This is a genomic window from Aureimonas sp. Leaf324 (assembly GCF_001423245.1).
Classification (GTDB): Bacteria; Pseudomonadota; Alphaproteobacteria; order Rhizobiales; family Rhizobiaceae; genus Aureimonas.
In genome coordinates this window covers 1-22896 of the sequence record NZ_LMOH01000010.1, presented here as the reverse complement: position 1 = coordinate 22896, position 22896 = coordinate 1, and the positions used below count along the sequence as shown (strand labels likewise).

Below are 22896 nucleotides of genomic sequence, written 5' to 3'. Positions count from 1 at the left end.
CCGCCAACGGCCGCCGCAACCCGTCAGTCCGGGTAGCGGCCCGCGATCCTCTCATCCGAAAGCCATTGCATGGCGTGGTCGAAGCTGGACCAGCCGGCATCGTCCACATGGGCGAAGGCATCGGGCACCGTCGGATCTGCGCCGAACCGGGCTTCGATGGAATCGGGCATGCCGTCGCCGTCCTCGTCTCGATAGGGCTCGGCCGGTGCGATCGGTGCGATCTCGCCCGGCTCCTTGCGCAGTTTGCCCGAACCGGGCTCGCCGATCGGCCCGATCTCCCGAAGGAAGCGTCGATCCGCCCTGTCGCGCGGGAAGGCGCCGGCATGCGCCGTCACCTCTCTGTAGGACTCCTCGGCGTCGGACAGCGTGGGCGCGTTCAGCGGACAGGGGGGCGTATCGACGATGAACGGCTCGGTATCCTCCGCGACCATGGTCAGGGACTTGCCGGGCGGGGCCCAAATCACGTTGTCGCGCTCGTAGATGGCGGGCGGGGCCGCGCTCTCAGTGTCGTTCCAGTTCAGGGCGGAAATCCCGTCGCGCGTCGAGGGACCGGCCTTGAAGTAGTTGCCGACATAGGAGATCGGCGTCCCGCCCGGGCGCTGGCTGAAGATTTCGGCCCAGGCCGCGCGCGCATTGTAGAAGAGGTTGTCCGTGACCTCGACGCAGGACTTGGCGAAGTGGTTGGTGTCGGGATTGCGGTCGTTGTTGGAGATGCAGATGTTGCGCCAAAAGCTGATGTTCTGCGGCCCGCGCGGGTCCGAGCCGAGCAGCGCGCACTTGCTGTGGCGCAGCACCCCCTCCCCGAAGATCGAGTAGGCGACCGTGAGGTCGCTCGTCTGGCCATAGGCGTTGAAGTTCTCGTCGGTCGCCCATGACCCGGACACGTGGTCGAGATAGACGCGGGTGCTGGTCTCCACTGTGATGGCGTCGACGTTCCTCACCGTGTTCGGGAACTGCGGGCGGAAGCGCAGGTGGCGCACCAACACGTCATGCGTCCGGAGGAGGATCAGCGGCGTGCGCGTCTTGCCGACGAAGTCGGGAGACACGGTGAGCGTGATGCCGTCGCCCGGTGCGGTCTGGCCGAGGATGGACAGATCGCCCGCCGCCTCGCCATCGACCATGAGCGAGCCGTGCAGCGTGATGACGCCGGCCAACCGGAAGACGCAGTTGCGCGGTCCCGTCTCGAGGATGCAGGCCCGCAGGCTGCCGGGCCCCGCATCGTCGAGATTGGTCACCTCGATGATGCGCCCGCCGCGCCCGCCCTGCGCTTCGCGTCCATAGCCTTCCGCGCCGGGAAAGGCTTCGATCGCCGCCGCGGGGCCGGTGAGCAGCACGAGGCCGATGGCCGCCAGGGCCCCAAGCGGGGCCGCCGGAGGGAATGTCCTGTGCGTCTCGCGCGATTTGGCATTTGGCATGGAACGCTCCGTTGCACTGAGATCGACGACGAACGCGTCGCGGCAGGCTCCGCGGCGTCGCCCCGGAGCCTGCTGCGGCACGCCCGGTCAGTATGGCCTGGCGACCGCGGACCGCGGCGGTGCGACGAAGGATGTCGCGTGTGGAGCGGGCGCGGCCCTGGCCTGCGACCCCTTCGCCATCGGCGCGCCCTGATAGCTCGGCAAGGTCGATGCGATGCCGGCGATCACGCCCTCGACGTCGCCGCTCGCCGCCAGACAGCGAAGCCCTTCGAAGGCCTGGCGCAGGTCCTCCAGCGGCACCGGATCGGGCGCGGCCCCGAGAACGCCGGGGACGGGCGAGGCGACGCGGCGCTCGGCCGCGTCGAAGAGTTCCTCGAACAGTTTCTCGCCCGGCCGGCAGCCGACGAACTCGATCTTGATGTCCTCGTCGGGGCGAAAGCCGGCGAGCTTGATCATCCGCCGGGCCATGTCGACGATCCGGATCGGCTCGCCCATGTCGAGAACGAAGATTTCGCCGCGCCCGAGCCCCTTTTCCAGACCATGGGCCGAGGCCTGCAGCGTCAGCTCCACCGCCTCGCGGATCGTCATGAAGTAGCGCTTCATCTCCGGATCGGTGACGGTCAGCGGGCCGCCGCGCGCCAGCTGCCGTTCGAAGAGCGGGATCAAAGAGCCGCTGGAGCCGAGGACGTTGCCGAAGCGCACCGTCATGAAGCGGGCGCTGTCCTCGCCAGTGAAGGCGAGGTCGAGCGCCTGGCAATAGAGTTCCGCGAGCCGCTTGGTCGCCCCCATCACGCTCGTGGCGTTCACCACCTTGTCCGTGGAGATCTGGACCAGCGCGCGCGCGCCGCAGCGCCGCGCCGCATCGGCGACGTTCATGGTCCCGATGACGTTGGTGAGGATCCCCTCGCACGGGTTCAGCTCGACCATTGGGACATGCTTCAGCGCGGCGGCGTGGAAGACGAGCTCGGGACGGTGGCGATCGAAGATCTCCGCCAGACGCCCGGCGTCACGCACGTTGCACAGATAGGCGGTGCGCCGGACCTGCGGGAAGGATTCCCCAAGCTCGAGGTCGACCGCATAGAGGTTGTACTCGCCGTTCTCGAGCAGGACGATCTCGGCAGGCCCGAGCGCGGCGACCTGAAGCGTCAGTTCCCGGCCGATCGACCCGCCGGCGCCGGTCACAACGACGCGGCAGCCCTCGATCATGCGGCGCAGGGCGGCCTTGTCGAGCGCGGCCTGCGGGCGTTCCAGGAGGTCCGTCAGTTCGATCGGTCGCAGTTCGAGCTGGTTTTCGGACTTCGGATTGCGCAGCTCGAGGACGGGGGCGGGGCGCGAGATGGCGATGCCGAGCTGGTACGCCTTGTCGATCAGGGCCCTGGTGTCGGGATCGGTGAAGCCGGAGACCTTCTCCGTGAGGATGAGGTGACGCGGCTTCAGTCCGCGCTGCTCCAGATCGACCACGACGGTCTCGAAATCGGCGATGCTTCCCAGGATGGGGACACCGCGCAGGAGGAAGCCTTCGGTGCCGGGCGCGCGATCCAGGATGCCGACAGGGCGATGGCGCGCCGCTTCCTCGCGCTGCAGGGCCTGGAGATAGAGATCGGCGACGTCGCCGGCCCCGATCAGAAGCACGGGCACGAGATCCTTGCCGGCGGCGGGACGCGCCGTCGTCGTCGAGCGGATGCGCTGCATCTCGCCGATCTTGAATCGGATGCGCGCGGACATCAGCAGCGGGACGAGCAGCAGGGCCTCGATGATCAGGATCGAGCGCGGCATGTCGTCGAGTTCACGCCCCAGGAACAGGACGAAGGCGAAGCCGAGCGTGGCCACGACCACGGCCCGGGCGACGCCCATGAGGTCCCCCACGGAGGCATATCGCCAGTTTCGCCGGTAGAGGCAGGTGAACGGGAAGATCAGCGCTGAGGTCAGGACGAACCAGGGCATGACGCCCAGAAGCATTTCGAACCGTTCCGCCGCGGGCGCCTGGCCGTCGATGTCCAGCCTCACCAGCGAGGCAAGGAGGAAGGCGGTGGCAGCCATGGCGAGATCGCTGGCGAACAACCATCGGCTGGCGCGGACCGCCTTGATCCGATTGACGATCCTCTGCCTGAGATAGGCGTAGACCTCGGCCCTCCCGTGCGGGTTCGGCCAGGGCGGCGACGACGGGCCGTTCAGCATCCGCCGGATGGCCGACGCCCCCTTGAGCGGTATCGCGTGAAGACCAAGGGGCGAGGACGCAGGTTTCACGCGCGCGAAATCGACCTTCATCTGTGCACTCCGGGCGGATGAGACATGGGATCGCCGGGACGAGCCGGCGTTCACCGCCAGGCTCGTCCGGAGGACCATCGAATTTTTCATGTAACCGAAGCAAACGGTGGTCGGTACTGATCCGCATAGAGTGACGGCACCACTCTATTGATATCCCCTCGGCCCGGAAGGATAACTCTACTTCAAATCGACAGGCATCTGCATCGAAATACCGAGGATCGGATGCGCGGATCCCTTAAGGGGTAGACGGCACTCCGCCCGCTACCCATTTCGACAGGTCCCGTCCGACAAGGGAGCCGAGGCCGGCGGCATCCTTGGCGTAGAAGTCGACGAGACCTTCGCGCACGCTGGCTGGCAGCGCGGGATAGACCACCTCCCGGGCGACGACCTTTCGCATCGAACGGAACAGCGGCCGGTCCCGGACCTGTCGCAGGATCGGGTTGAGGGGCGCCAGCACCCGGCGAACGCCGCGCGGGATCATCGGTGCGGTCCGGTCCTTGACCTTGGACGGAAGCGGCCAGATCGCCTCCGTCTCGAGACCGAGAAACGCACGCGCCTTTCGAAGTTGCTCCCGGGGTTCCGACAGCATGTCCTCGTAGAAGAGCACCAGCACACGGTCCTTCGGGAAGAAGTCGAGATAGGCGAGGATCTGCTCGTGATAGAGCCCACCGTTCAGGAAGCGGCTGGAGCTGCCGGCTCGGGCGCCGAGATGGGCGTCGATGTCGGCGCCGACCTCGCCGCGCCGATAGAGCATGCAGTAGTCCGAATAGGCCCGCGCCACGGGGCTGCGCAGCTGGACGATCAGCTTGGCGTGGGGCACCAGGGCATGCACCCTCGGCGGCGCCACCGGCGTGTCGAGATAGGAGTTCGACTTCTCGCCGACGAGGCGGGTGGCGGGCGAGACCGGGAAATGATCGAAGTACCACTTGTCGCCGAGATGGTGGTTGCGGCTGAAATAGTGGAGCTCGGGGTCCGGCATGCAGACCGACGGATCGGCTTGGAGCGCCTTCTGCAGCCAGGTGGTCGCGCTCTTGGCCGCGCCGATGATCAGGAAGTCGATATTTTCCGCCTGCATGGGGACATCCGCTTCTAGGACAGGGTTTCGCCGGCAAGGCGCGGGGCGGGCGCGGGACGTGCACGAAGCCGCAAGGCACGATAGACGGTCTCGACCTCGGCCACGTGGCGCTCGACGCCATAGGCGAGGAGCGCTTGCTCTCGCGCCGCCCGGCTCACCCGATCGAACAGGGTTCCGTCGCGAAGAAGCGCGACGACAGGCGGGACGAAGGCGTCCGGGTCGTCGGGGCGGACCAGGAAGCCCGTCCGCCCGTCCTCGATCGCCTCGAGGTTCCCGCCGTGCGCGGTCGCGACGACCGGCGTACCCAGGAACATGGCCTCGATCAGCCCGCGCCCGAAGGGCTCGCCGACCGCGGGAACCAAAAGGATGTCGGTCGCGGCCAGGTAGGGCTCCACCGGCTGGCGAAAGCCCATGAGGCGCACATGGTCACCGACGCCGAGCTCTTCCGCCCGCTGCCGGGCGGCGGTCACGAGATCGGCGCGTCCGGGAAGCGAGATCCCGAACAGGCATCCGACGACGGGGATGTCGGGCATGGCGCGGCGAACGCGGTCGACGACGTCGACGAAGAGGAGCGGCCGCTTGCGCTCGACGAGGTTGCCGAAATACCCGAGGATGCGCGTGTCGGCAGGCACGCCCAGCTCGGCGCGCAGCATCGCGGCCTCGCTCGCGCGGTCGGGCATCACGGGAGGGCGCTCGAACGGGCTGTGGATCACGCTAACCCGGCGATCCATCGACAGCGCGGGACGGTTCGGGCGCGCGAAGTTCGAGACCGTGATCATGTGGTCGGCGATCGCAGGCGCGAGAAGATTGGCGCCCCGCGCGTTCGGATCGCCGCGATGGTGCCAGACCAGCCGGGCGCCCGCGAGCCGCGCGGCCAGTCCCCAGGCCGCGTGGATCTGGGCATCGTTCGAATGGACGACGTCGAACCCGTGTGCGGCCAGGAATGCGCGGATCCGGGGAACCACCCGCGCGAGATGGAGGGCGGCGCCGGCGGCGGACAGGGTGCGCGCCGAGGGCAGCGACGGCAGGGCCAGGACCTCGTAGCCGATGCCCTCCCCGCGCAGGAACTCGGCCAGGCGCCCGCCGTCCTCATGAAGGACGACGCGCGGTTCGAAGGAGTGCCTGTCGAGCGCCTGGACCAGCTTGAGAGCCGAGATGTGACTTCCGCCCAGCCTGTCGCCGACGAACGGAAAGCAGATCCGGATCGGGCCGCCCGGCCGGGCGTGTCGGGAGCCCATGCGTCAGGCGGTCCCGGCGCTGAGATAGCCCGCCTGCCTCAGGTGTTGCACGACGACTTCGGCGGCATCGGCGGCGCTCAGGTCGGGCGTCATCCGGATGTCGGGCTGCTCCGGCGGCTCGTAGGGACTGTCGATGCCGGTGAAGTTTTCGATCAGCCCCTGGCGGGCGCGCTTGTAGAGGCCCTTCGGGTCCCGGGTCTCGGCGACCTCGATGGGCGTATCCACGAAGATCTCGATGAACTCGCCCTCCTGCAGCATCTCACGCGCCATTCGCCGCTCGGCGCGGAACGGCGAGATGAACGAGACCAGCGTCACGATGCCCGCATCGGCGAAGAGCTTGGCCGTTTCCGCGACGCGCCGGATGTTCTCCACCCGGTCGGCTTCGGTGAAGCCGAGGTCGCGGTTCAACCCGTGTCGGATGTTGTCGCCGTCCAGGATGTAGGTGTGGATACCCAGGGAATGGAGGCGCTTCTCCACGAGGTTGGCGATGGTCGATTTTCCGGCGCCCGAAAGCCCGGTGAACCAGAGGACGGCTTGCTTCTGCCCCTTCAACGAGGCGCGCGCAGACTTGTCGACGTCGAGCGCCTGCCAGTGAATGTTGTTGGCTCGCCGCAATCCGAACTCGATCAGCCCCGCCCCCACGGTGAGGTTCGTCATGCGGTCGATGACGATGAAGGCGCCGGTCTCCTTGATACGCGAAAACGGGTCGTAGGCGATGGGCTCGTGGGTCGACAGGTTGACGAAGCCGACCTCGTTCAGTTCCAGCGTCCTGGCCGCCAGCTTCTGCAGCGTGTTGACGTCGACCTTGTGCCTGATGTCGGTGACGCTGGCCGTCAGCGTCCGCGTGCCGATCTTCACGAGATAGGGCCGGCCGGCGATCAACGGGTCGGCATGCATCCAGATCATGTGAGCGGCGAACTGATCCGAGACCTCGGGGCGGGAGACCGCGGCGGCGATGACATCGCCGCGCGAGGCGTCGATCTCGTCCTCGAGGGTCAGGGTCACGGCGTCGCCGGCAGCCGCGACCTCGAGATCGCCGTCGTAGGTGACGATGCGCTTGACGCGGCTGGTGACGCCCGATCCGGCCACGACGATCCGATCGCCCGTTCGCACCGACCCGGCCGCGATCGTGCCGGCAAAGCCGCGAAAGTTGAGATGCGGGCGATTCACCCATTGGACGGGCATGCGGAACGGCGCGCTGCCCTGCGTGTGCTCGATGTCGACGGACTCCAGATATTCGACGAGAGACGGCCCCTCATACCATGGCGTCCGCTCGCTGCGCGTCAGCATGTTGTCGCCGAAGCGGGCGGCCAGCGGGATCGCCTGCAGCGAGCGGAATCCGAAGCTCTCTGCAAAGGTACGGTATTCCGCCACGATGGCGTCGAAGACGTCCTGTGAATAATCGACGAGGTCGATCTTGTTCACCGCAAGGACGACGTGCCGGATGCCGAGAAGGGAGACGATGAAGGAATGGCGGCGCGTCTGCGTCAGGATGCCGTGCCGCGCATCCACGAGGAGCACCGCCAGATCGGCATTGGAAGCGCCGGTCGCCATGTTGCGGGTGTATTGCTCGTGGCCCGGCGTATCGGCGACGATGAACTTGCGTGCATCCGTGGCGAAGAAGCGATAGGCGACATCGATCGTGATGCCCTGTTCGCGCTCGGCGGCCAGCCCATCGACGAGGAGGGCGAAATCGAGTTCGTCCTCGGTCGCGCCGCGCTGGCGGTTGGAATCGCGCCCGAGAGCGGCGAGTTGGTCCTCGGTCAGGAGCTTGGTGTCGTAGAGGAGGCGGCCGATGAGGGTCGACTTGCCGTCGTCGACGCTGCCGCAGGTCAGGAAGCGCAGGAGGCTCTTGCAGTCCGCACCGGGCAGGAGGCCGGGAAAGGCGGGGGCCGCTTCCGGGCGGGCGTGGGAGGTGTCGAGAACGGCACTCATCAGAAATAGCCCTCCTGCTTCTTCTTCTCCATGGATGCGGCCTCGTCGTGGTCGATGAGACGACCCGAGCGCTCGGAAGTCCGGGCCACGAGAATTTCACGGACGATGTCGGGAAGGGTTGCGGCTTCGCTTTCGCAGGCCGCCGTCAGCGGGTAGCAGCCGAGCGTGCGGAAGCGCACGCTGCGCATCTGCGGAACCTCGCCCTCGCGAAGCGGCATTCGGTGGTCGTCGACCATGATCCACTGGCCGTCGCGCTCGACCACGGGTCGCCGAGCGGCGAAGTAGAGGGGCACGATGGGGATGTTCTCCGCCATGATGTATTCCCACACATCGAGTTCGGTCCAGTTCGAGAGCGGAAAGACGCGGATCGATTCGCCCGTCTTGATGCGCGTGTTGAAGAGGTTCCAGAGTTCCGGCCGCTGATCCTTTGGATTCCAGCCATGATTGGCCGAGCGGAAGGAGAACATGCGCTCCTTGGCGCGGCTCTTTTCCTCGTCGCGTCGTGCGCCTCCGAAGGCGGCGTCGAAGCGATGGGCCGAAAGGGCGGCCTTCAGGGCCTCGGTCTTCATCACCTGCGTGTAGAACGAGGACCCGTGCGTGAACGGGTTGATCCCCTCCGCCAGCGCCGCCTCGTTGCGATGGACCACAAGATCGAGGCCGAGACGCGCGACGGTCTCGTCGCGAAACCGGATCATTTCGGCAAACTTCCACGTCGTGTCGATGTGGAGCAGCGGAAACGGCGGCAGAGCTGGAAAGAACGCCTTCATCGCCAGATGCAGCATCACGGCCGAGTCCTTGCCGACCGAGTACATCAGCACCGGATTGCGGAACTCGGCAGCGACTTCCCGGAAGATGAAGATCGCCTCGGCTTCAAGACGCCGGAGGTGCTCCGAAGGGGCCCCGCTTCCCGTCGTGCGGGAGACGGTCGGTCCGGATTCGGCGGACAGGGGAACTGCGATGGACATCAGACACCTTTCGAAACAAGAAGATCGATGTCGCGGGGCAGATCGAGCGGATCCGAACGCACCGGCTCCTGCTCTGCGAGCGCGCGACGAAGCGCAAGACTGAGCCCTCCCACCCAGCAGATGCCGAGCGCGATATGGGCAATGTTGCCCCCCATGGGGCCGATGGTCGGAACGAGGAGCAGCGCGACGGCGAAGAACAGGGCCGTTCCGACCATGACCGTGCGCAGGACCTCTCCCTGGCGTCCCATGGCGAGGAGCCCGACGCGCATCGCCGAGCCGCACAGCACCAGGGTGACAGCCACCATCTGCACGACAACAAGCGAAGAGGCCGCAAGGAACTGAGGTCCGGCCGTCCATAGAAGAAGCGGATGGATCACGACCGCGATCACGGCGATGCCGACGAGGCTGAGCGCCAGGAGCAGCGCCTCGATCTGCACGATGAGGCGCTTGAATTCCCCGACCCGTCCCTGGGCCCAGAGGCGCGTCACGTCCGGATAAAGGACCGCCTGAACCTGGGCTCCCACCTGCTGCCCGACGCGGCCGATGCGCTTGGCGATGTGATAGAGGCCAGCAGCGGCGGGATCGGTCAGCGCGCCGACGAGGAGCGTGTCGAACTCCTGCGCGCTCATTCGAAGCGTCAGCGACAGGTTGGCCGACCAGGCGAAGCCCCAGATCCCGGGAAAGCGCCGCGTGACGCCCCGTACGCTCGTCGTCAGCAAACGGTGGATGCCCTGCCGACGCAGGGTGTGGAACGCCATGGCGAGCATGATCAGCGAGCCGAGGGCCTGCGTCCCGGCCCAGACGGCGACGAAGTAGGGAAGTCCTGCCGCCAGCAGGCTGCCGGCGAGGCAAAGACCGACGCGGACCACGGAATTCACCAGTTGCCCGTAAGCTACGAGGCGAAACTGGCCGGCCATGCGCTGGACGGCCGTCGGCATGCCGGTGAGCTGGAACAGAAGGACGCTCGAATACAGAAGGACAAGATGCGTCGTCTCGGCCGGCCAGGAGAAGAAATAGGCCGCCAGAAAGGCGAGGAGCACCGCGACGACCCACGCCAGGACCGCACATGCGAAATCGAGAAGGAAGCCGAACTTCAGGAGCATGCGCAGATCGTCGCGTTGCGCCGGATGCTGCAGATCGGCACCGTACTTGATGATCGGCTGCCACGTCTGGAAACTGATCACGCGCTCCACCACCCGGACGAACGTATAGATCATCGCCAGAAGACCGTAGTCGACCGGTCCCAGCGCGCGCGCGGACAGGGCGAAGGCTGCAAGGCCCAAGAGAGAGCCCAGGAAATTCCCCGTCAGGAGGTGGCCGATATTGGCGATGCGCGTGCGATGGGCGCCTTTTTGCCGAACGGTACGCAGGACCTCGCGCACGCGGCCGAAATGGGGGATCGAATGAGCCAAGATCGCCTCTTCGCGAAGGCCGATATGGCCGTTTTCGTCGAGTGCATCGCAGCGTCATTCTGCGCGAAGCGAAGGGGGCGGCTAGTCAGCCCTTCGGTCTGGTTCGTCCGCCGAACGCAGCCATCCGGCCAAGCCGGCGCCGGCGCTCTAAGCCGTTCGCCGTAGGCTCCTACTGCCGCGGTCTCGCGACCGGGCCGGCGCATCGACCTTTGCCGAAGGCGATTTCGAATCCGACGTTGCTAAGCTGTCGGTACAATTGTCCGGCAGCCGCCTGGACGGATATGGGGGGTTCCGCGTGCGGCCAGTTCTCATCTCCCGGTTCGACGGACCGGAAACGGTCGCCTATCGGGCCGACATCGACGGTCTGCGAGCGGTGGCCGTGGTCGCCGTCCTTCTGTTCCATGCCGGCATTCCCGGCTTTGCGGGCGGCTTCGTCGGCGTCGACGTCTTCTTCGTCATCTCCGGCTTCCTGATCACGTCGATCATCGCCCGCCAGCTGGAGCGCGGCCAATTCACCTTCGCCGGCTTCTACGTCCGGCGCATGAGGCGCATCTTTCCCGCCTTGTTCACGACCGTCCTCGTCACCGGCATCGTCGCCGGCTTCTTCTTCCTTCCGTCGGACTTCCGCTCGCTCGGAGCATCGATCGCCGCGACGGCGGGTTTTGCATCCAATATCCTGTTCTGGGCCCAAGCCGATTATTTCGACGCACCGGCCGAACTGAAACCGCTCCTGCACACATGGTCGCTGTCGATCGAAGAGCAGTTCTACCTCGCCTTCCCCGGCCTCCTCGTCCTTCTCTGGAGGATGAACTCACGGGACCGCCGACGCATCGTGGCCGGACTCGCCGTCGCGTCCTTCCTGGTCGGCGTCGTGGCCACGCGCAAGGAACCACAGGCGGCCTTCTACCTCCTGCCGTCCCGCGCCTGGGAACTGCTCACCGGCTCCCTTCTGGCGCTAACGCCCGCCCCGACGCTCTCGCCCGCCGTGGCGCGCGGCGCCGGCTGGCTCGGCCTTTGCCTCATCATCCTGGCCGTGGCCGCCCTCGACTCTCGCACGCCCTTTCCCGGCTTCGCCGCGCTTCTGCCGACCATGGGCGCGGCGCTGGTGATCGGCGCGGGAGGGAAGGACCGCCTCGGTGCATCGAAGCTCCTGGGGAGCCTGCCTTTCACCACGGTCGGACGGCTCTCGTTCTCGCTTTATCTCTGGCACTGGCCGGTCCTGTCGCTCATGCGCTACGCCCTGGCACGCGAGCTCGAAGCGCCGGAGACGCTGGCTGCCCTTGCGGCTTCCATCGTCCTCGCCATCCTGTCCTGGCGTCTCGTCGAGGAGCCGTTTCGTCATCCACGAGCGCAACCCGAGGCGGCGGTCCTGCGCAGGGCAGCTGCGTTCACGGCCTGCATTTTCCTGACGGGGGTCGCCCTCTACACGACGGGCGGGCTGCCGCAGCGCCTGCCAGACCGGCTTCTCGCCTATGGCGAGGTCGAGCCGTCCGCAGCGCAAAGCCGCCTGCATTGCGCCGAATGGTCGGGCGCGCGCACCGACCTGACCGGCGTCTGCCTCGTGGGTGACCTGTCGGCGCCTTCCCTGGGGTTCGCCGTGATCGGAGACAGCCATGCGGAAGCTCTGATCCCGGCATTCGCGCTGGCTGCGACGCGCAATCGGCAGAAGGGGCTTGTCTTCGTGAAACATGCTTGCCGCCCCATGCTCGGCGTCGTGCATATTGTCGACGGCAAACGGAACGCCTCGTGCTCGACCTTCGTCGCGAAGGCGATCTGGGAAATCCAGGCGCAGGCATCGATCCGGGACGTCGTCCTCGCCGCGCGCTGGACGCGCCAGGCACTGGGAACGGGGTATCAACAGCCCAACTCCTTCTACACGGATGGGCTGTCGAAGGAGGTGTCGTTCCGGGAAAACAAGCTGTCGCTGATCCGTGGCCTCGACCGTGTCTTCGACGCGCTGTCCGATCGTCGCATCACGGTGATCGGCGCCGTTCCGGAGAACGAGTTCCTGACGCCGATGGCGCTGGCCATGGCAAAACTCTTCAGCCGCCCGCCGCCACGCACAACGGCCGACGCCTTCCACCGCCGAAACGCGGCGGTCGAGGACGTCTTCTCGCAGCTCGCCAGATTGCATCGGTTTCAGTTCATTTCCCCGGCGCTGCGCCTGTGCGACGGGACGACCTGCGTGGCCGAGATCGATGGCAGGCCGCTGTATCGCGACGACGACCACCTCAGTGCGTTCGGCGCCGAGCAGCTTGCGAGCGTGATCGACGACATGTTCGAGGAACCGCGGGACCCGAAAGGGACGAAGGGGGACGCGGACTAGTCGAGCCGAAGGCCGGTTTTCGACACGAGAGCCTTGGCGGCCGATGTCAGCTGGCGCTCGCAGATGGCCAGGATGTTGTCCGCCTGTGTCTCGCTCAGATAGTCCCGGAAACCGCCCGCCACGCCGCGCCGCATCCGCAGGCTTTCCGCATCGCCCCGATCGTAGGTGTGCGCGGGGAGCCCCTGTTCGATCTCGCGCTCGCGCATCGCCTCGAACCGCGACGCTTCGACCGCTCGCCTCAACAGTTCGGGCCGAGGCGGGAATCCGAGGAACTCGATCACCCGTGCGCTGGCGCCCTCCGTTTCGGCCGTCAGCGCCTCGTAACTCAGGACGATGCTGCGGTGATGGGGAAGGCCCCATCCCCAGGCATTGAGGTAGCGAACGAGCGCGAGCGCCCCCTGCTCCTCGTCGGCGATGAAATCGTCGATGCCGCCGACGAAGCGATGCTTGTGACGCGTCGCGTGGAAATAGGCCGACACCAGGACATCTCGCGGGTCGCGCACCATGAAGATGATCGGCCGGTTGAGAAAAAGCGATCGCCTGTAGAGGTGGTGCGTCACGAGGATCAACGGAACCTCGCTGCGCCGGTGCCTGTAGCGGAACGCCGGAATGCCGCGCACCGGATCGAGGTCGTAGTTGGGAACGACCCCGAACATTCCGCGCAGATCCACCGTTGCCTCCTCGCGCGCGACGGATGCGAAGTAGTGCGAGAGGATGAAGCGGAACCACGTCCTGCCGGATTTCGGATAGGACACGAGGAACGTGTCGGCTTCGACGGCCGCCCAGGTCATCCGGACCCGCCGGTCGATTTTTCGGAACGCGCGCTGGTGCAGCATGGTCATCGCAGGAACCTCGAAAGGGGGCGGACGGCGAGCGCCGCGTCGACGACCTCGTCCCAACGGTCGACGACGTGCGCGGTGGTGAAGCGGCGGCTGCTCGCACGCGCCGCCGCCGCGAGGCGCTGGCGCAGGCTGGAATCTCCCAGAAGGCGCCGCAGCGCCTCGGCCATGGCCGCCACGCTTTCAGGCTCGACGAGGAGACCGTTCTCCCCGTCCTCGATCATTTCCCGCGGCCCCCAGCGGCAATCGAAGGAAACCACGGGAAGACCTGCGGCCATGGCCTCCAGAAGAACGATGCCCCAGCCCTCGAAGCGCGAGGACAGGACGAAGGCGTCGGCGGTGTCGACCCAGATCCCCGGCGCCTCGGTGACGCCGGGCATGTCGACCCGGTCATCGAGACCGAGAGCGGCGCGCTCGGCTTCCAAAACCTCCCGGTCGGCTCCTTCGCCCCAGATGACCAGGCGCCAGTCCGGAAATTCGGGGGCGACCTCGGCGAAGGCGCGCAGAAGGAGGTCGAACCCCTTCTGGGGAACCAGCCTGCCGACGGCGGTCAGGGTCCGGCCGTCGGACCGCCTCCGACCGGCACCCGGCAGGTCGACCGGATTGGGAATGACCCAGCCGCGCTTGCGCATCGGGGCGGGAAAAGACTCGAGCGCTCCCTTTGTCATGGTCACGAGGCCGAAGGCGCGCCGATACAGATGCGAACGAAGGACGTTCCACACCGGCCCCACGGTTTGCGCCTGCGGATTGTTACGCTCCGAGACGACGACCTCCATGCCGAGGCGGGAGGCCGCGATCAGGGTGAGGACATTGGTGCGCACGAGAAAGCTGACGACGATGCCCGGACGCACCGCCCGCAGGGCTCGGCGAAGGCGCCGCACCCGCATGCCGACGGCACCGGCCGCCCCGACCGCACCGCGACGGCCGGGCGGAACGCCCAGACGCCGGACCTCGATGTCGGGGTGGAGCGGATAGTAGGGAACCGCGCCGGGTTCCTCGAGCGTCAGGATCGTCACCGACCGGCCTCGGGCGATCCACTCGTTGGCCAGGACGCTGACCACGTGTTCGGTTCCGCCCGCCCCCAGTCCGGGCAGAACGATGCAGATCCTCTCCGGCGCAGTCGCAACGGGTGCCGGGCCTGCGGCCGGCTCCACCGTCGTCGGATTGCGTTCGTATCCCAAGCGTTTCCCCGGATCCCGATCCTTTGCGCCCCGCCAGTATGCCGGCCGACACGGGGTGGAACAGCTGGCCTTTGGACGAGTGGCGGATCCTCGTCCTACCTCTAAAGGCGTTCTTGGGCCGCGGGGGATTTCGGTGTGGCCTCGACCCATGAGGTTGCTGGAAGGACGAAGCGATGATTCGGGAGCCGCAAGGATCATGAGTTCGGTCCGCACCGTTTTCGTCGGAGCGGTCGAAGGATCGCTCGTCGCGCTTGAAGCCCTGATCCAGGCAGGCCGCGTTCCGGTCCTGGTGGTGACGCTTCCGCCCGAGGCGGCCCATCGCCATTCGGATTTCGCCGACCTCGCCCGTCCGGCGCGGGAAGCGGGTGCCGCCGTCTACCTCACCACCAATATCAACGCGCCGGAGACGGTCGAAGCGATCCGGGCGGCGGCGCCGGATCTGACGATGGTGATCGGCTGGTCGCAGATCTGCCGCGAGCCTTTTCGAGCGGTGGCGCGACTGGGAACTCTCGGATACCACCCCTCGCCCCTGCCTCGCTTTCGCGGGCGGGCGGTGATCCCGTGGACGATCCTGGCGGAGGAAACGACGTCGGGCTCGAGCGTCTTCTGGCTGGACGAGAACGTCGACAGCGGCCCGATCGTCGCCCAGCGCCTGTTTCCCGTATCGAACGACGAGACGGCCCGCTCGCTCTACGACAAGCACAAGCGCGAGCTCGCCGTGATCGTTCCGGAAGCGCTGGACAGGATCGCGAACGGCGAGGTCGCCGGCATTCCCCAGGACGAAAATCTTGCGAGCTACTGCGCCAAGCGGACCGAGGCGGACGGTCTCATCGACTGGCGTGAGCCGGCCGAGGCGATCCTGCGTCTCGTGCGGGCCGTGGGGGACCCCTATCCGGGGGCATTCACCTTCGATTCCAGCACCCGGATCGGGATCGGAGAAGCCTGCGTGCTGGCGCCGCGCGGACGCCATATCGGCCTGCCCGGACAGGTTCAGGGCCACACCGGCCGCGGGTTTTCGGTTCTCTGCGGCGATGGAACCACGATCGAGATCACCGCTTGGAGCGGGCCGCCGGACGGTCGGCGCCCGAAGGTTCACGCACGGCTGGGTCCGGGTCGCAAGACCATGTGACCCGTCAGGCCGGGACCGGCGCCGAGGTCGCTCGCGCCCAGTGCTCCCGATACCACTGGACGAAGGCGGCCACCCCCTCCTCGACCCGCGTCTTCGGGACATAGCCGGTCAAGGCCTCGAGCAGGCGATGGTCGGCAAAGGTCACGCGGGCATCGCCCGGCTGCATCGGCAGCATCGTGCGCATCGCCCGTTTGCCGAGACAATGCTCGATCGCCGTCACGAAATCGATGAGTTCGACGGGCTCGCCGCCGGCGATATTGACGATCCGCCAAGGGGCGACCGGCGAGAGCGTGTCGCGAACGGCCTCGCTGTGCACCGGTCGACCGATCGTCGGCGGGCAGTCGGCCAGCCGCGTGATCGCCTCGACGAGATCTCCGACATAGGTGAAGTCGCGCCGCATGCGCCCCTCCCCGTAGACCTCGATCGGCCGCCCGCTCTCGATCGCCTCGACGAAGCGGAAGAGCGCCATGTCCGGCCGCCCCCAGGGACCGTAGACCGTAAAGAAGCGGAAACAGGTCGTCGGGATCGAAAAGAGGTGCGCATAGGCGTGCGACATCTCCTCCATCGCCTTCTTGGTCGCGGCATAGAAGGTCAACGGCAGGTCCGTCTTGTCGGACTCGGCGAACGGCAGCGCGGTGTTGGCGCCATAGACCGAGCTCGTCGACGCCAGCATCAGATGGCGCAGCTCGAGGCTTCGCGCGAGTTCCACGATGTTGAAGGAGCCGATGAGATTGCTGTCCGCATAGGTCTGCGGATGATCGATCGAGTAGCGCACCCCGGCCTGCGCGGCGAGATGCACCACCATGTCGGGATCGGCCAGATCAGCGGCATGTCGCAGCGCGTCCATGTCCTCGACCCGTCCCGTCAGGGCTCGAAAGCCGGGGCGCCGTGCCAGGATCGCGTGCCGGGCCGCCTTCAGCCTGACGTCGTAGTAGGGTGTCATGGCATCGAAGCCGACGACATCGTGGCCGTCGTCCAGTAGCCGATTCGCAAGATGAAAGCCGATGAAGCCCGCGGTCCCCGTGATCAAGATCTTCATGACGGACGGACCTTGCAACGCGATCGGACGATGGGACACCGCCGAGGAGCGGCATCGAAAAGGACAGGACAGCTCATTCCGCCGCCACCGGATAGGAGAGCGGAAGCGTCGCGAGCCCATCGCCGAGGGACGTGTAGCGAAGGCCTCGCTTCTCGATCTCCTCGCCGCGATAGATGTTGCGCAGATCCACGAGGACGCGGCCCGTCATCTCGGCCGCCAGCCGGTCGAGATCGAGCGCGCGGAACTGGTCCCATTCGGTCACGATGACGACCGCATCGGCGCCTTTCGCGCAGGCATAGGCGTCCTCGGCATAGGCGACATGGGGATCGAGGAGCGAGCGGGCCTGCTCCATGCCCTGCGGATCGTAGGCGGTGACGCGCGCGCCGGCGTCGATCAACCCCTGGATGATGGAGATGGCGGGCGCCTCCCGCATGTCGTCGGTGTTCGGCTTGAAGGTGAGGCCGAGCACGGCGATCGCGCGTCCCCGCACCCGCCCGCCGCAGGCCGCCACCACCTTGCGCGCCATGGCTCGCTTGCGCTGGTCGTTGACGGCCACGGTCGCCTCGACGAGCCGGAGCGGCGCGTTGCTGTCCTGGGCCGTCTTGACGAGAGCGAGCGTGTCCTTGGGAAAGCAGGACCCTCCGTAGCCCGGCCCCGCATTCAGGAACTTCGGCCCGATGCGCCTGTCGAGCCCGATCCCGCGCGAGACCTCCTGGACGTTGGCCCCGACATTCTCGCAGAGATCCGCGATCTCGTTGATGAAGGTGATCTTGAGCGCGAGAAATGCGTTGGCGGCATATTTGACGAGTTCGGACGTGCGCCGGCTGGTGAAGAGGATCGGGGCCGCGTTGAGGTAGAGCGGTCGGTAGACCTCGGTCATGACCTCCACGGCGCGCGGGTCGGCATGGCCGACGACGATCCGGTCGGGCCGCTTGAAGTCCTCGATCGCGGCGCCCTCCCGCAAGAATTCAGGATTGGACACCACGGCGACGTCTGCGCCCGGATTGGCCGTCCGGATGATGTAATCGACCTCGTCGCCGGTCCCGACCGGGACGGTGGATTTCGTCGCGACGACCGTGAATCCCTCGACGTGCCTTGCGATCTCCCGGGCCACGTCGAACACATGGCTGAGATCGGCATGACCATCGCCGCGCCGGGACGGCGTTCCTACGGCGATGAAGACGACGTCGGCTTCCGATACGGGACCGGCCAGATCGGTCGAGAACGCCAGGCGCCCCGCCTGGACGTTGCTGGAGACGATGTCCGCGAGCCCCGGCTCGTAGATCGGCATGCGACCGGCGCGCAGCGCCTCGATCTTCTGGTCGGCCTTGTCGACGCAGGTCACGACATGACCGAAGTCGGCGAAGCACGCCCCGCTGACGAGGCCGACGTAACCTGAGCCTATGATCGTGATCCGCATGGCGTCGCTCGGCCCTTTCGCATGGGGGAGATGCGAGCATCGTGCGGTGGGTCGGCCAAGGCGTCGATTGACAATAGGGCGGCGGCGACCGTCCCCAAATGGCGCGGCGCGAGGGGCGCCCTCACCTCCATGGCGCCCGCCTAGGTCTTTCGGTCGGACCGTCGGCGGCAGGTACGCCTTCCGGGGCAGGGAGTGTTCTTTCGGGGAATGGGGACGATCGATCGGCGATGCGTTTCGATCGTCACCTCGCCGATCGCAGGGCCTTTGCGCCCTTCTGGTTCAGCGCGCGAACATTGTCCCCTCGGGGGGCACGCCATACGATTTGGGGGAGGCGAGCCGCATCTGCGGAAACGATGGGTCCCGGAAAGGGAGCCGAGACAGCCCGCTACGGTTCGCTGCGAAAACAGGAGGTCGACCATGGGCGGGCAAGGAATGGCCGGACATGCGAATGTCCTTTACGGTCGCGACAATGCGCGGTGCCTGACCGAGCAGGAAGCCGAACTTCAGGAATTCGACCGCACCCGAGGAAATGCCGATCAGTCCATCGAAAGCGACCGGGGTTTTCTGGTCTTGGGCCTGTGCATGTTCCTTTCGGAAGCGGTCTTCTTTTGGGTCGCGTTCAAGAAAGTCTGGTTCGGCTGGCTCGGCATGCCCGGCTGGTGGTGAACAGCGCCCATCCTTCAAAGACGTCCGACACGTGCGGCCGCTGACATCAGTTTCCGCCGCGCCACGCCGCGCCAGCGGCGCAGTCGGACCTCAAGACGATCGGTCCACAGCTCTTTTTCAACTCAATTCTGCTTGCAGCCGGCCATCAAATTCCAGGCCCTAGCCTGCTTAGATGGATTGCTTGAGCGCGAGGATCCGGGACCGCCGGGGCGTAAGAGCGTCTGCCCCTGCCTCTTGGTTGCTAGATTTTCCGGTCGGCAAAAGCGTGCAGATGCTCCGGCGCGCACCGCAGGGACGATCCTCCGTCATGACGAGAACGGGGCGAAATCGCAGCCTCTGCAGGATGTGTTCGGCCGGTGTCGGACGGCAGCGCGTGCCTTCGGCCGCCGGTAAGGCTCGGCGTCCAGCGGAGATTGCCGACGCTGGTTCAGGGACGCGACGTCAGGTTCCCCACCGCGTCCTGTTCGGGGCCGAGACAAGGCTCCAGAAGAGGAGGGCGTCAGCCAAGGGCGGGAGTTCCAAGATAGCGAGACGACCGTCGTGCGCTCGGCCACCCTGGCGGGGTATATGGCATCATGGCCTCTCGTGATGGTCGATGGTGCAAGGCCGGAGCATCGCCTGATACCCGATGCCGGACGTACCCGACCTGGTTGCCCAACCGCGACTGCAGCAGCCCTGTCACCCACCGGCAAGTCTGGACCGGGGGTCACGTTGCCGCATGGCGATAAGGCTTTCGCCGCCCGCCTCGACTGAACTCGCAACCAGCGCGATCGGAGGTCCGGCGGAAGGAATGACGTACCCTCGCTACCCGCACCGAAGAGACGGTCACCAGCGTCCTCGAAGCCCCCGCTTTGCCGCCGCACTCGACTGAGTCACGCGGGAGAAAAGGGGGGGCTGATCACGCCTTCCTTTTCGCAGTCTTTTTATCTGAAGCGACCGGCGAAGTCCGCGCCTCCTGCCTTCCCTTCCTCAGCGGAAAATAAACCGCGGAGAGCCAGCGTCTGGCTGCTCAGAAAAGCTCAATCAAATGCACGTTTTTGACCAAAATACCTATGACTCGTCAAAGCGTTGACAGCCTCACCATCGACAATCGAACACCGCAATCTCGAACTCGGTAAAGCCCGTTCGGTCACTGCTCGTTGAGCATGTGCTTTTCCTCACACCTTACCAATTTTTAATAGGCCATACAGAACTCTGGGTGGTGTTCAAGATTCGTTAACCCAATGCTGGAGGTTAAAGCCTGACATTCAGTTGCGACCGAGCCAGCCAAACGAGCCTGACGCATTCCTCTAAATGATAATTATGCTGTAAAACAACATTTGTGAGGTCGATCGATGAGCGCTCTGCATGATGCCTCCCTCCCGAGGATCCACCAAGCCGACCCAAGAGTTTTGCCGCACGCAATCGGCAGTTTCCTCAGTGAATCCTGGCCCGACGAGCAGCGACACGGTGTCGATCGGGTAAGCCCATTGACGATCGCAGTCATCGATGATCGTCCGTTAATCCGGGACTGCTTTGGACGTGGATTGAAGGCAGTCGATGGGTCGCTCAAACTGCATTACTTCTCAGATCTGACGTCACTCGAGACCACGCCCGCAGCCATCGGACCGATCAACATCATCCTGATCTGCGCAGCCTGGTCAAAAACCAAGTCGGACCTTTACCTGTCACAGATCGCACAGATCCGCGCTGATCGACCGGAAACGGACACCGTCATCCTGTCGGAGATCGAAGATGTGTCGGATGTGCTGCAAGCTTTCGAGCTCGGCGTGCGCGGGTATATCCCGCCCACGGTCAGCCTAGAGGTCGCTGTCAGCGCCATGCGCCTGGTGGCAGCCGGAGGAATCTATGTGCCGGCCAGCATCCTGGCTCGATGCGAGCAATTGATCCGCCAGAGGCCCGCTGCCAACGTTGATGAGGAGAGTGCCAGCCTCTTCACGTCGAAACAGATGCTGGTGATCGACGCCCTTCGAAAGGGAAAGGCCAACAAGATCATCGCCTATGACTTGAACATGTGCGAAAGCACTGTGAAGGTTCACGTCAGAAATATCATGAAAAGACTTAAGGCTCGGAATCGAACCGAGGTGGTCTATCTGCTGAGCAAGCTGGAAGGATCGGTTCGCAATTGATCGAAGGCCGCCATGCCCAGGTGGATATCCGGGATTCCGGAACCGGATTGATCTCTATCAAAGCATCATGATCTGAACGAAATCAGAATAACCAAAAGGGTCAGTCGATAGCACATTTCTGGCGGTCCGCCCCAGGAACTTCGCACCCAAAGAGGCATAGGACGTCATTCGTACGAAGGACTGGGGGAAAGAGGGGGTTTTCGATGCGTGAAGGCTTGCAGACCAGCGGCTCCCTCAACGTTGAAACCGCGAGGGATCTTCGCGCGCTCCCCATGTTCTATCGCGTGTCCGACGCAACGATCCGCGAACTCAACAGGCATGCCCGATGGATCGACGTTCGAGAGGGTTCAACCATCGTCCTACCCGGTGATCTCCTCGATAAGGTCTTCTTCGTGACGCGGGGAGAGTTCTGGTTCTTCGCCTATACTATAGATGGCAAGGTTGTCTCCCTCCGCGAGGCGGGCGTCGGATCGCTGATAGGCGAAGCTGCACTGGTTGGCGGCTTCACCGCGAACTTCGCAGTCGAGGCGTCCGTAGATTGCGCCATCGCTGTCATCAAACCGGCAGCCATTCTTGACCTCATGGCCCAGGATCGAGAACTGGCCCTTTCGATCCTGCGAAGCACGGTCGATCGCGAGCAGATCCTGATGGAGCAGGTCGTCGAGTTGACCACGCTCGACGTCAGTCAACGGATTCGCAGCGAGTTGATGCGCCTCAGCCGCAAGCACGCCCGGCACGACGGATCGGCCTCCATTCACCCCATTCCCACGCATTCCGATATCGCGCGCAGGATCGGCACTTATCGCGAAGCGGTCTCGCGCGCTATGAGCCATCTCCAGTATGCCGGCATCATCGTTCGCGAGGACGACCGCCTTCTCGTGCCCGATATCGCCAAGCTGATGTCCTGATCTTGTCGGCTCTCGTCCGTGAAACTCGCCCGGGCACGCGAGACTTTTCAGGCACGCATTCCTGATCTCACGCAGGACAAGGCGTCACGAAAGCGCTTGCGCGTCCCCGGCTTGAACACGTCCCGTTCGAACTTGCTGAGACAGATCCACGGATCGAGCTTCCCACCGGCAAACTCAGGACCCTTGTCCCTCCGAGTGTTCATCGACCGCCCGGACAGGGCAACCGGGCGGCCGAGGTCTTCGGTGACCTGATCCGCCCGGAAGTTCGCCCTCACACCCGCCGCGAGAGCCTGTTTCGTGTGGCAGTCAAGGATTACGAAGGGTCTGGAAACGGCGGATCCTCGAACTGCCGGGCCCGGAGCGCGTATCCATCGACCCGGTCCCGTTGGCCCGCTCCGCCGCAGGTTGTGGCGGAAAGGAATTCGGCTTTTTGTCCCCGTACAAACATCAATGGCTTAGCCGAATCCTAAAAGAGTAGAAACATCAATGGCTTAGCCAAACCCTAGGAGAGGAAGAAACATCAATAGCTTAGCTAAATCCTAGAAGGGATTGGGAAACCGCTAATTGGATTAGGCTAACCGCTGCACTGCGTCTAACGGGATTAGGCTAACTGCCGATCTCACGTGCTCAGAAGCTCGATACGACGCCTCAGAGCCCGGGCCGGATGCCTGGCTCGTAGCCGCCGATGGGAAGATCGTCGACGGTGTCGGCATGGTCGTCAAAGCGGAACATCCACGCGCCATTCTCGCGAGCCAGGCGCATGGCCGCGACGAAGCCGTCCGAGTGGCCGAGTTCCGAGAGGTCGGCCATCCTGGCCTCGAATTCGGTTTCGTGCCGATGTGTCCAGAGTATAGCGCGACAATCTGAGTGAGACGCTGGCGACGATCTAAATGAGACAGATCATGTCGCGGCGATTGGGATCGTATCATCCTGATTGTCGCTGGCAAGGTC

General features: G+C 65.4%; 17 protein-coding genes. 5 read left to right on the top strand and 12 right to left on the bottom strand.

Annotated elements, in window-relative coordinates; all coding sequences use genetic code 11:
• Positions 1 to 23 precede the first annotated feature (23 nt).
• From ASF65_RS07370 to ASF65_RS07340, 7 genes are all read right to left on the bottom strand, one after another.
• Positions 24 to 1415 (bottom strand): hypothetical protein, encoded by a 1392-nt coding sequence (locus tag ASF65_RS07370; RefSeq protein WP_055887350.1) that lies wholly within the window; start codon positions 1413 to 1415, stop codon positions 24 to 26.
• Between the two features lie 87 nt (positions 1416 to 1502).
• Entirely contained in the window at positions 1503 to 3683 is a 2181-nt protein-coding gene (locus ASF65_RS07365; RefSeq protein ID WP_055887348.1) for a nucleoside-diphosphate sugar epimerase/dehydratase, read from the bottom strand.
• A 235-nt stretch (positions 3684 to 3918) separates the two neighbouring features.
• Positions 3919 to 4758: a sulfotransferase gene (locus tag ASF65_RS07360; protein WP_055887345.1), complete on the bottom strand. Its 840-nt coding sequence runs from the start codon at positions 4756 to 4758 to the stop codon at positions 3919 to 3921.
• A gap of 14 nt (positions 4759 to 4772) precedes the next feature.
• Positions 4773 to 5996, bottom strand: coding sequence for a glycosyltransferase family 4 protein (locus tag ASF65_RS07355; RefSeq protein WP_055887341.1), 1224 nt, complete (start codon positions 5994 to 5996; stop codon positions 4773 to 4775).
• A gap of 3 nt (positions 5997 to 5999) precedes the next feature.
• A complete protein-coding gene (gene cysN / locus ASF65_RS07350) occupies positions 6000 to 7931 on the bottom strand; it encodes a sulfate adenylyltransferase subunit CysN (RefSeq protein WP_082505246.1) in 1932 nt (643 codons plus the stop codon).
• Positions 7931 to 8896, bottom strand: coding sequence for a sulfate adenylyltransferase subunit CysD (gene cysD, locus ASF65_RS07345; protein ID WP_082505245.1), 966 nt, complete (start codon positions 8894 to 8896; stop codon positions 7931 to 7933). Before cysD ends, cysN begins: the two co-directional genes overlap by 1 nt.
• Positions 8896 to 10308 carry a lipopolysaccharide biosynthesis protein gene (locus tag ASF65_RS07340; protein WP_244486587.1) on the bottom strand — a complete coding sequence of 471 codons (1413 nt, stop codon included), beginning with the start codon at positions 10306 to 10308 and terminating at the stop codon, positions 8896 to 8898. Before ASF65_RS07340 ends, cysD begins: the two co-directional genes overlap by 1 nt.
• 295 nt (positions 10309 to 10603) lie before the next feature.
• Here ASF65_RS07340 and ASF65_RS07335 point away from each other — a divergent pair, with 295 nt between their 5' ends.
• Entirely contained in the window at positions 10604 to 12634 is a 2031-nt protein-coding gene (locus ASF65_RS07335; protein ID WP_055887338.1) for an acyltransferase family protein, read from the top strand.
• On the opposite strand, the gene ASF65_RS07330 is transcribed toward ASF65_RS07335, so the two are convergent.
• Both ASF65_RS07330 and ASF65_RS07325 read right to left on the bottom strand, forming a co-directional pair.
• Positions 12631 to 13476 carry a sulfotransferase domain-containing protein gene (locus ASF65_RS07330; RefSeq protein WP_055887335.1) on the bottom strand — a complete coding sequence of 282 codons (846 nt, stop codon included), beginning with the start codon at positions 13474 to 13476 and terminating at the stop codon, positions 12631 to 12633. The two genes, ASF65_RS07335 and ASF65_RS07330, sit on opposite strands and share 4 nt — an antisense overlap.
• Positions 13473 to 14534: a glycosyltransferase family 4 protein gene (locus ASF65_RS07325; protein ID WP_244486586.1), complete on the bottom strand. Its 1062-nt coding sequence runs from the start codon at positions 14532 to 14534 to the stop codon at positions 13473 to 13475. Before ASF65_RS07325 ends, ASF65_RS07330 begins: the two co-directional genes overlap by 4 nt.
• Positions 14535 to 14850: 316 nt before the next feature.
• On the opposite strand from ASF65_RS07325, the gene ASF65_RS07320 reads away from it, so the two are divergent.
• Entirely contained in the window at positions 14851 to 15783 is a 933-nt protein-coding gene (locus ASF65_RS07320; protein WP_055887332.1) for a methionyl-tRNA formyltransferase, read from the top strand.
• A gap of 4 nt (positions 15784 to 15787) precedes the next feature.
• Here the strand turns inward: ASF65_RS07320 and ASF65_RS07315 are convergent, their stop codons facing one another.
• Both ASF65_RS07315 and ASF65_RS07310 read right to left on the bottom strand, forming a co-directional pair.
• Positions 15788 to 16822: an NAD-dependent epimerase/dehydratase family protein gene (locus tag ASF65_RS07315; RefSeq protein WP_055887329.1), complete on the bottom strand. Its 1035-nt coding sequence runs from the start codon at positions 16820 to 16822 to the stop codon at positions 15788 to 15790.
• A gap of 73 nt (positions 16823 to 16895) precedes the next feature.
• On the bottom strand, positions 16896 to 18242 hold the full coding sequence (locus ASF65_RS07310; RefSeq protein WP_055887326.1) for a UDP-glucose/GDP-mannose dehydrogenase family protein: 1347 nt from the start codon (positions 18240 to 18242) through the stop codon (positions 16896 to 16898).
• A gap of 417 nt (positions 18243 to 18659) precedes the next feature.
• Between ASF65_RS07310 and ASF65_RS07305 the strand changes: the two genes are divergently transcribed.
• The 3 genes from ASF65_RS07305 to ASF65_RS07295 all read left to right on the top strand — a co-directional run bounded on the left by ASF65_RS07305 (position 18660) and on the right by ASF65_RS07295 (position 21945).
• Positions 18660 to 18908, top strand: coding sequence for a hypothetical protein (locus tag ASF65_RS07305; protein WP_156369206.1), 249 nt, complete (start codon positions 18660 to 18662; stop codon positions 18906 to 18908).
• Positions 18909 to 20242: 1334 nt separating this feature from the next.
• Positions 20243 to 21037, top strand: coding sequence for a response regulator transcription factor (locus ASF65_RS07300; RefSeq protein ID WP_082505242.1), 795 nt, complete (start codon positions 20243 to 20245; stop codon positions 21035 to 21037).
• 203 nt (positions 21038 to 21240) lie between these two features.
• Complete coding sequence (locus ASF65_RS07295; RefSeq protein WP_055887318.1) at positions 21241 to 21945, top strand: Crp/Fnr family transcriptional regulator; 705 nt, start codon at positions 21241 to 21243, stop codon at positions 21943 to 21945.
• 648 nt (positions 21946 to 22593) lie between these two features.
• Here the strand turns inward: ASF65_RS07295 and ASF65_RS21305 are convergent.
• Entirely contained in the window at positions 22594 to 22755 is a 162-nt protein-coding gene (locus ASF65_RS21305; protein WP_156369205.1) for a hypothetical protein, read from the bottom strand.
• Positions 22756 to 22896 lie beyond the last annotated feature (141 nt).

What these genes read in the sequence shown, in the direction of transcription:
- ASF65_RS07370 (WP_055887350.1), bottom strand. Translation starts at nt 1,415, where the DNA reads ATGCCAAATGCCAAATCGCGCGAGACGCACAGGACATTCCCTCCGGCG.
- ASF65_RS07365 (WP_055887348.1), bottom strand. Translation starts at nt 3,683, where the DNA reads ATGAAGGTCGATTTCGCGCGCGTGAAACCTGCGTCCTCGCCCCTTGGT.
- ASF65_RS07360 (WP_055887345.1), bottom strand. Translation starts at nt 4,758, where the DNA reads ATGCAGGCGGAAAATATCGACTTCCTGATCATCGGCGCGGCCAAGAGC.
- ASF65_RS07355 (WP_055887341.1), bottom strand. Translation starts at nt 5,996, where the DNA reads ATGGGCTCCCGACACGCCCGGCCGGGCGGCCCGATCCGGATCTGCTTT.
- cysN (WP_082505246.1), bottom strand. Translation starts at nt 7,931, where the DNA reads ATGAGTGCCGTTCTCGACACCTCCCACGCCCGCCCGGAAGCGGCCCCC.
- cysD (WP_082505245.1), bottom strand. Translation starts at nt 8,896, where the DNA reads ATGTCCATCGCAGTTCCCCTGTCCGCCGAATCCGGACCGACCGTCTCC.
- ASF65_RS07330 (WP_055887335.1), bottom strand. Translation starts at nt 13,476, where the DNA reads ATGACCATGCTGCACCAGCGCGCGTTCCGAAAAATCGACCGGCGGGTC.
- ASF65_RS07320 (WP_055887332.1), top strand. Translation starts at nt 14,851, where the DNA reads ATGAGTTCGGTCCGCACCGTTTTCGTCGGAGCGGTCGAAGGATCGCTC.
- ASF65_RS07315 (WP_055887329.1), bottom strand. Translation starts at nt 16,822, where the DNA reads ATGAAGATCTTGATCACGGGGACCGCGGGCTTCATCGGCTTTCATCTT.
- ASF65_RS07310 (WP_055887326.1), bottom strand. Translation starts at nt 18,242, where the DNA reads ATGCGGATCACGATCATAGGCTCAGGTTACGTCGGCCTCGTCAGCGGG.
- ASF65_RS07305 (WP_156369206.1), top strand. Translation starts at nt 18,660, where the DNA reads ATGGGCGGGCAAGGAATGGCCGGACATGCGAATGTCCTTTACGGTCGC.
- ASF65_RS07300 (WP_082505242.1), top strand. Translation starts at nt 20,243, where the DNA reads ATGAGCGCTCTGCATGATGCCTCCCTCCCGAGGATCCACCAAGCCGAC.
- ASF65_RS07295 (WP_055887318.1), top strand. Translation starts at nt 21,241, where the DNA reads ATGCGTGAAGGCTTGCAGACCAGCGGCTCCCTCAACGTTGAAACCGCG.
- ASF65_RS21305 (WP_156369205.1), bottom strand. Translation starts at nt 22,755, where the DNA reads ATGGCCGACCTCTCGGAACTCGGCCACTCGGACGGCTTCGTCGCGGCC.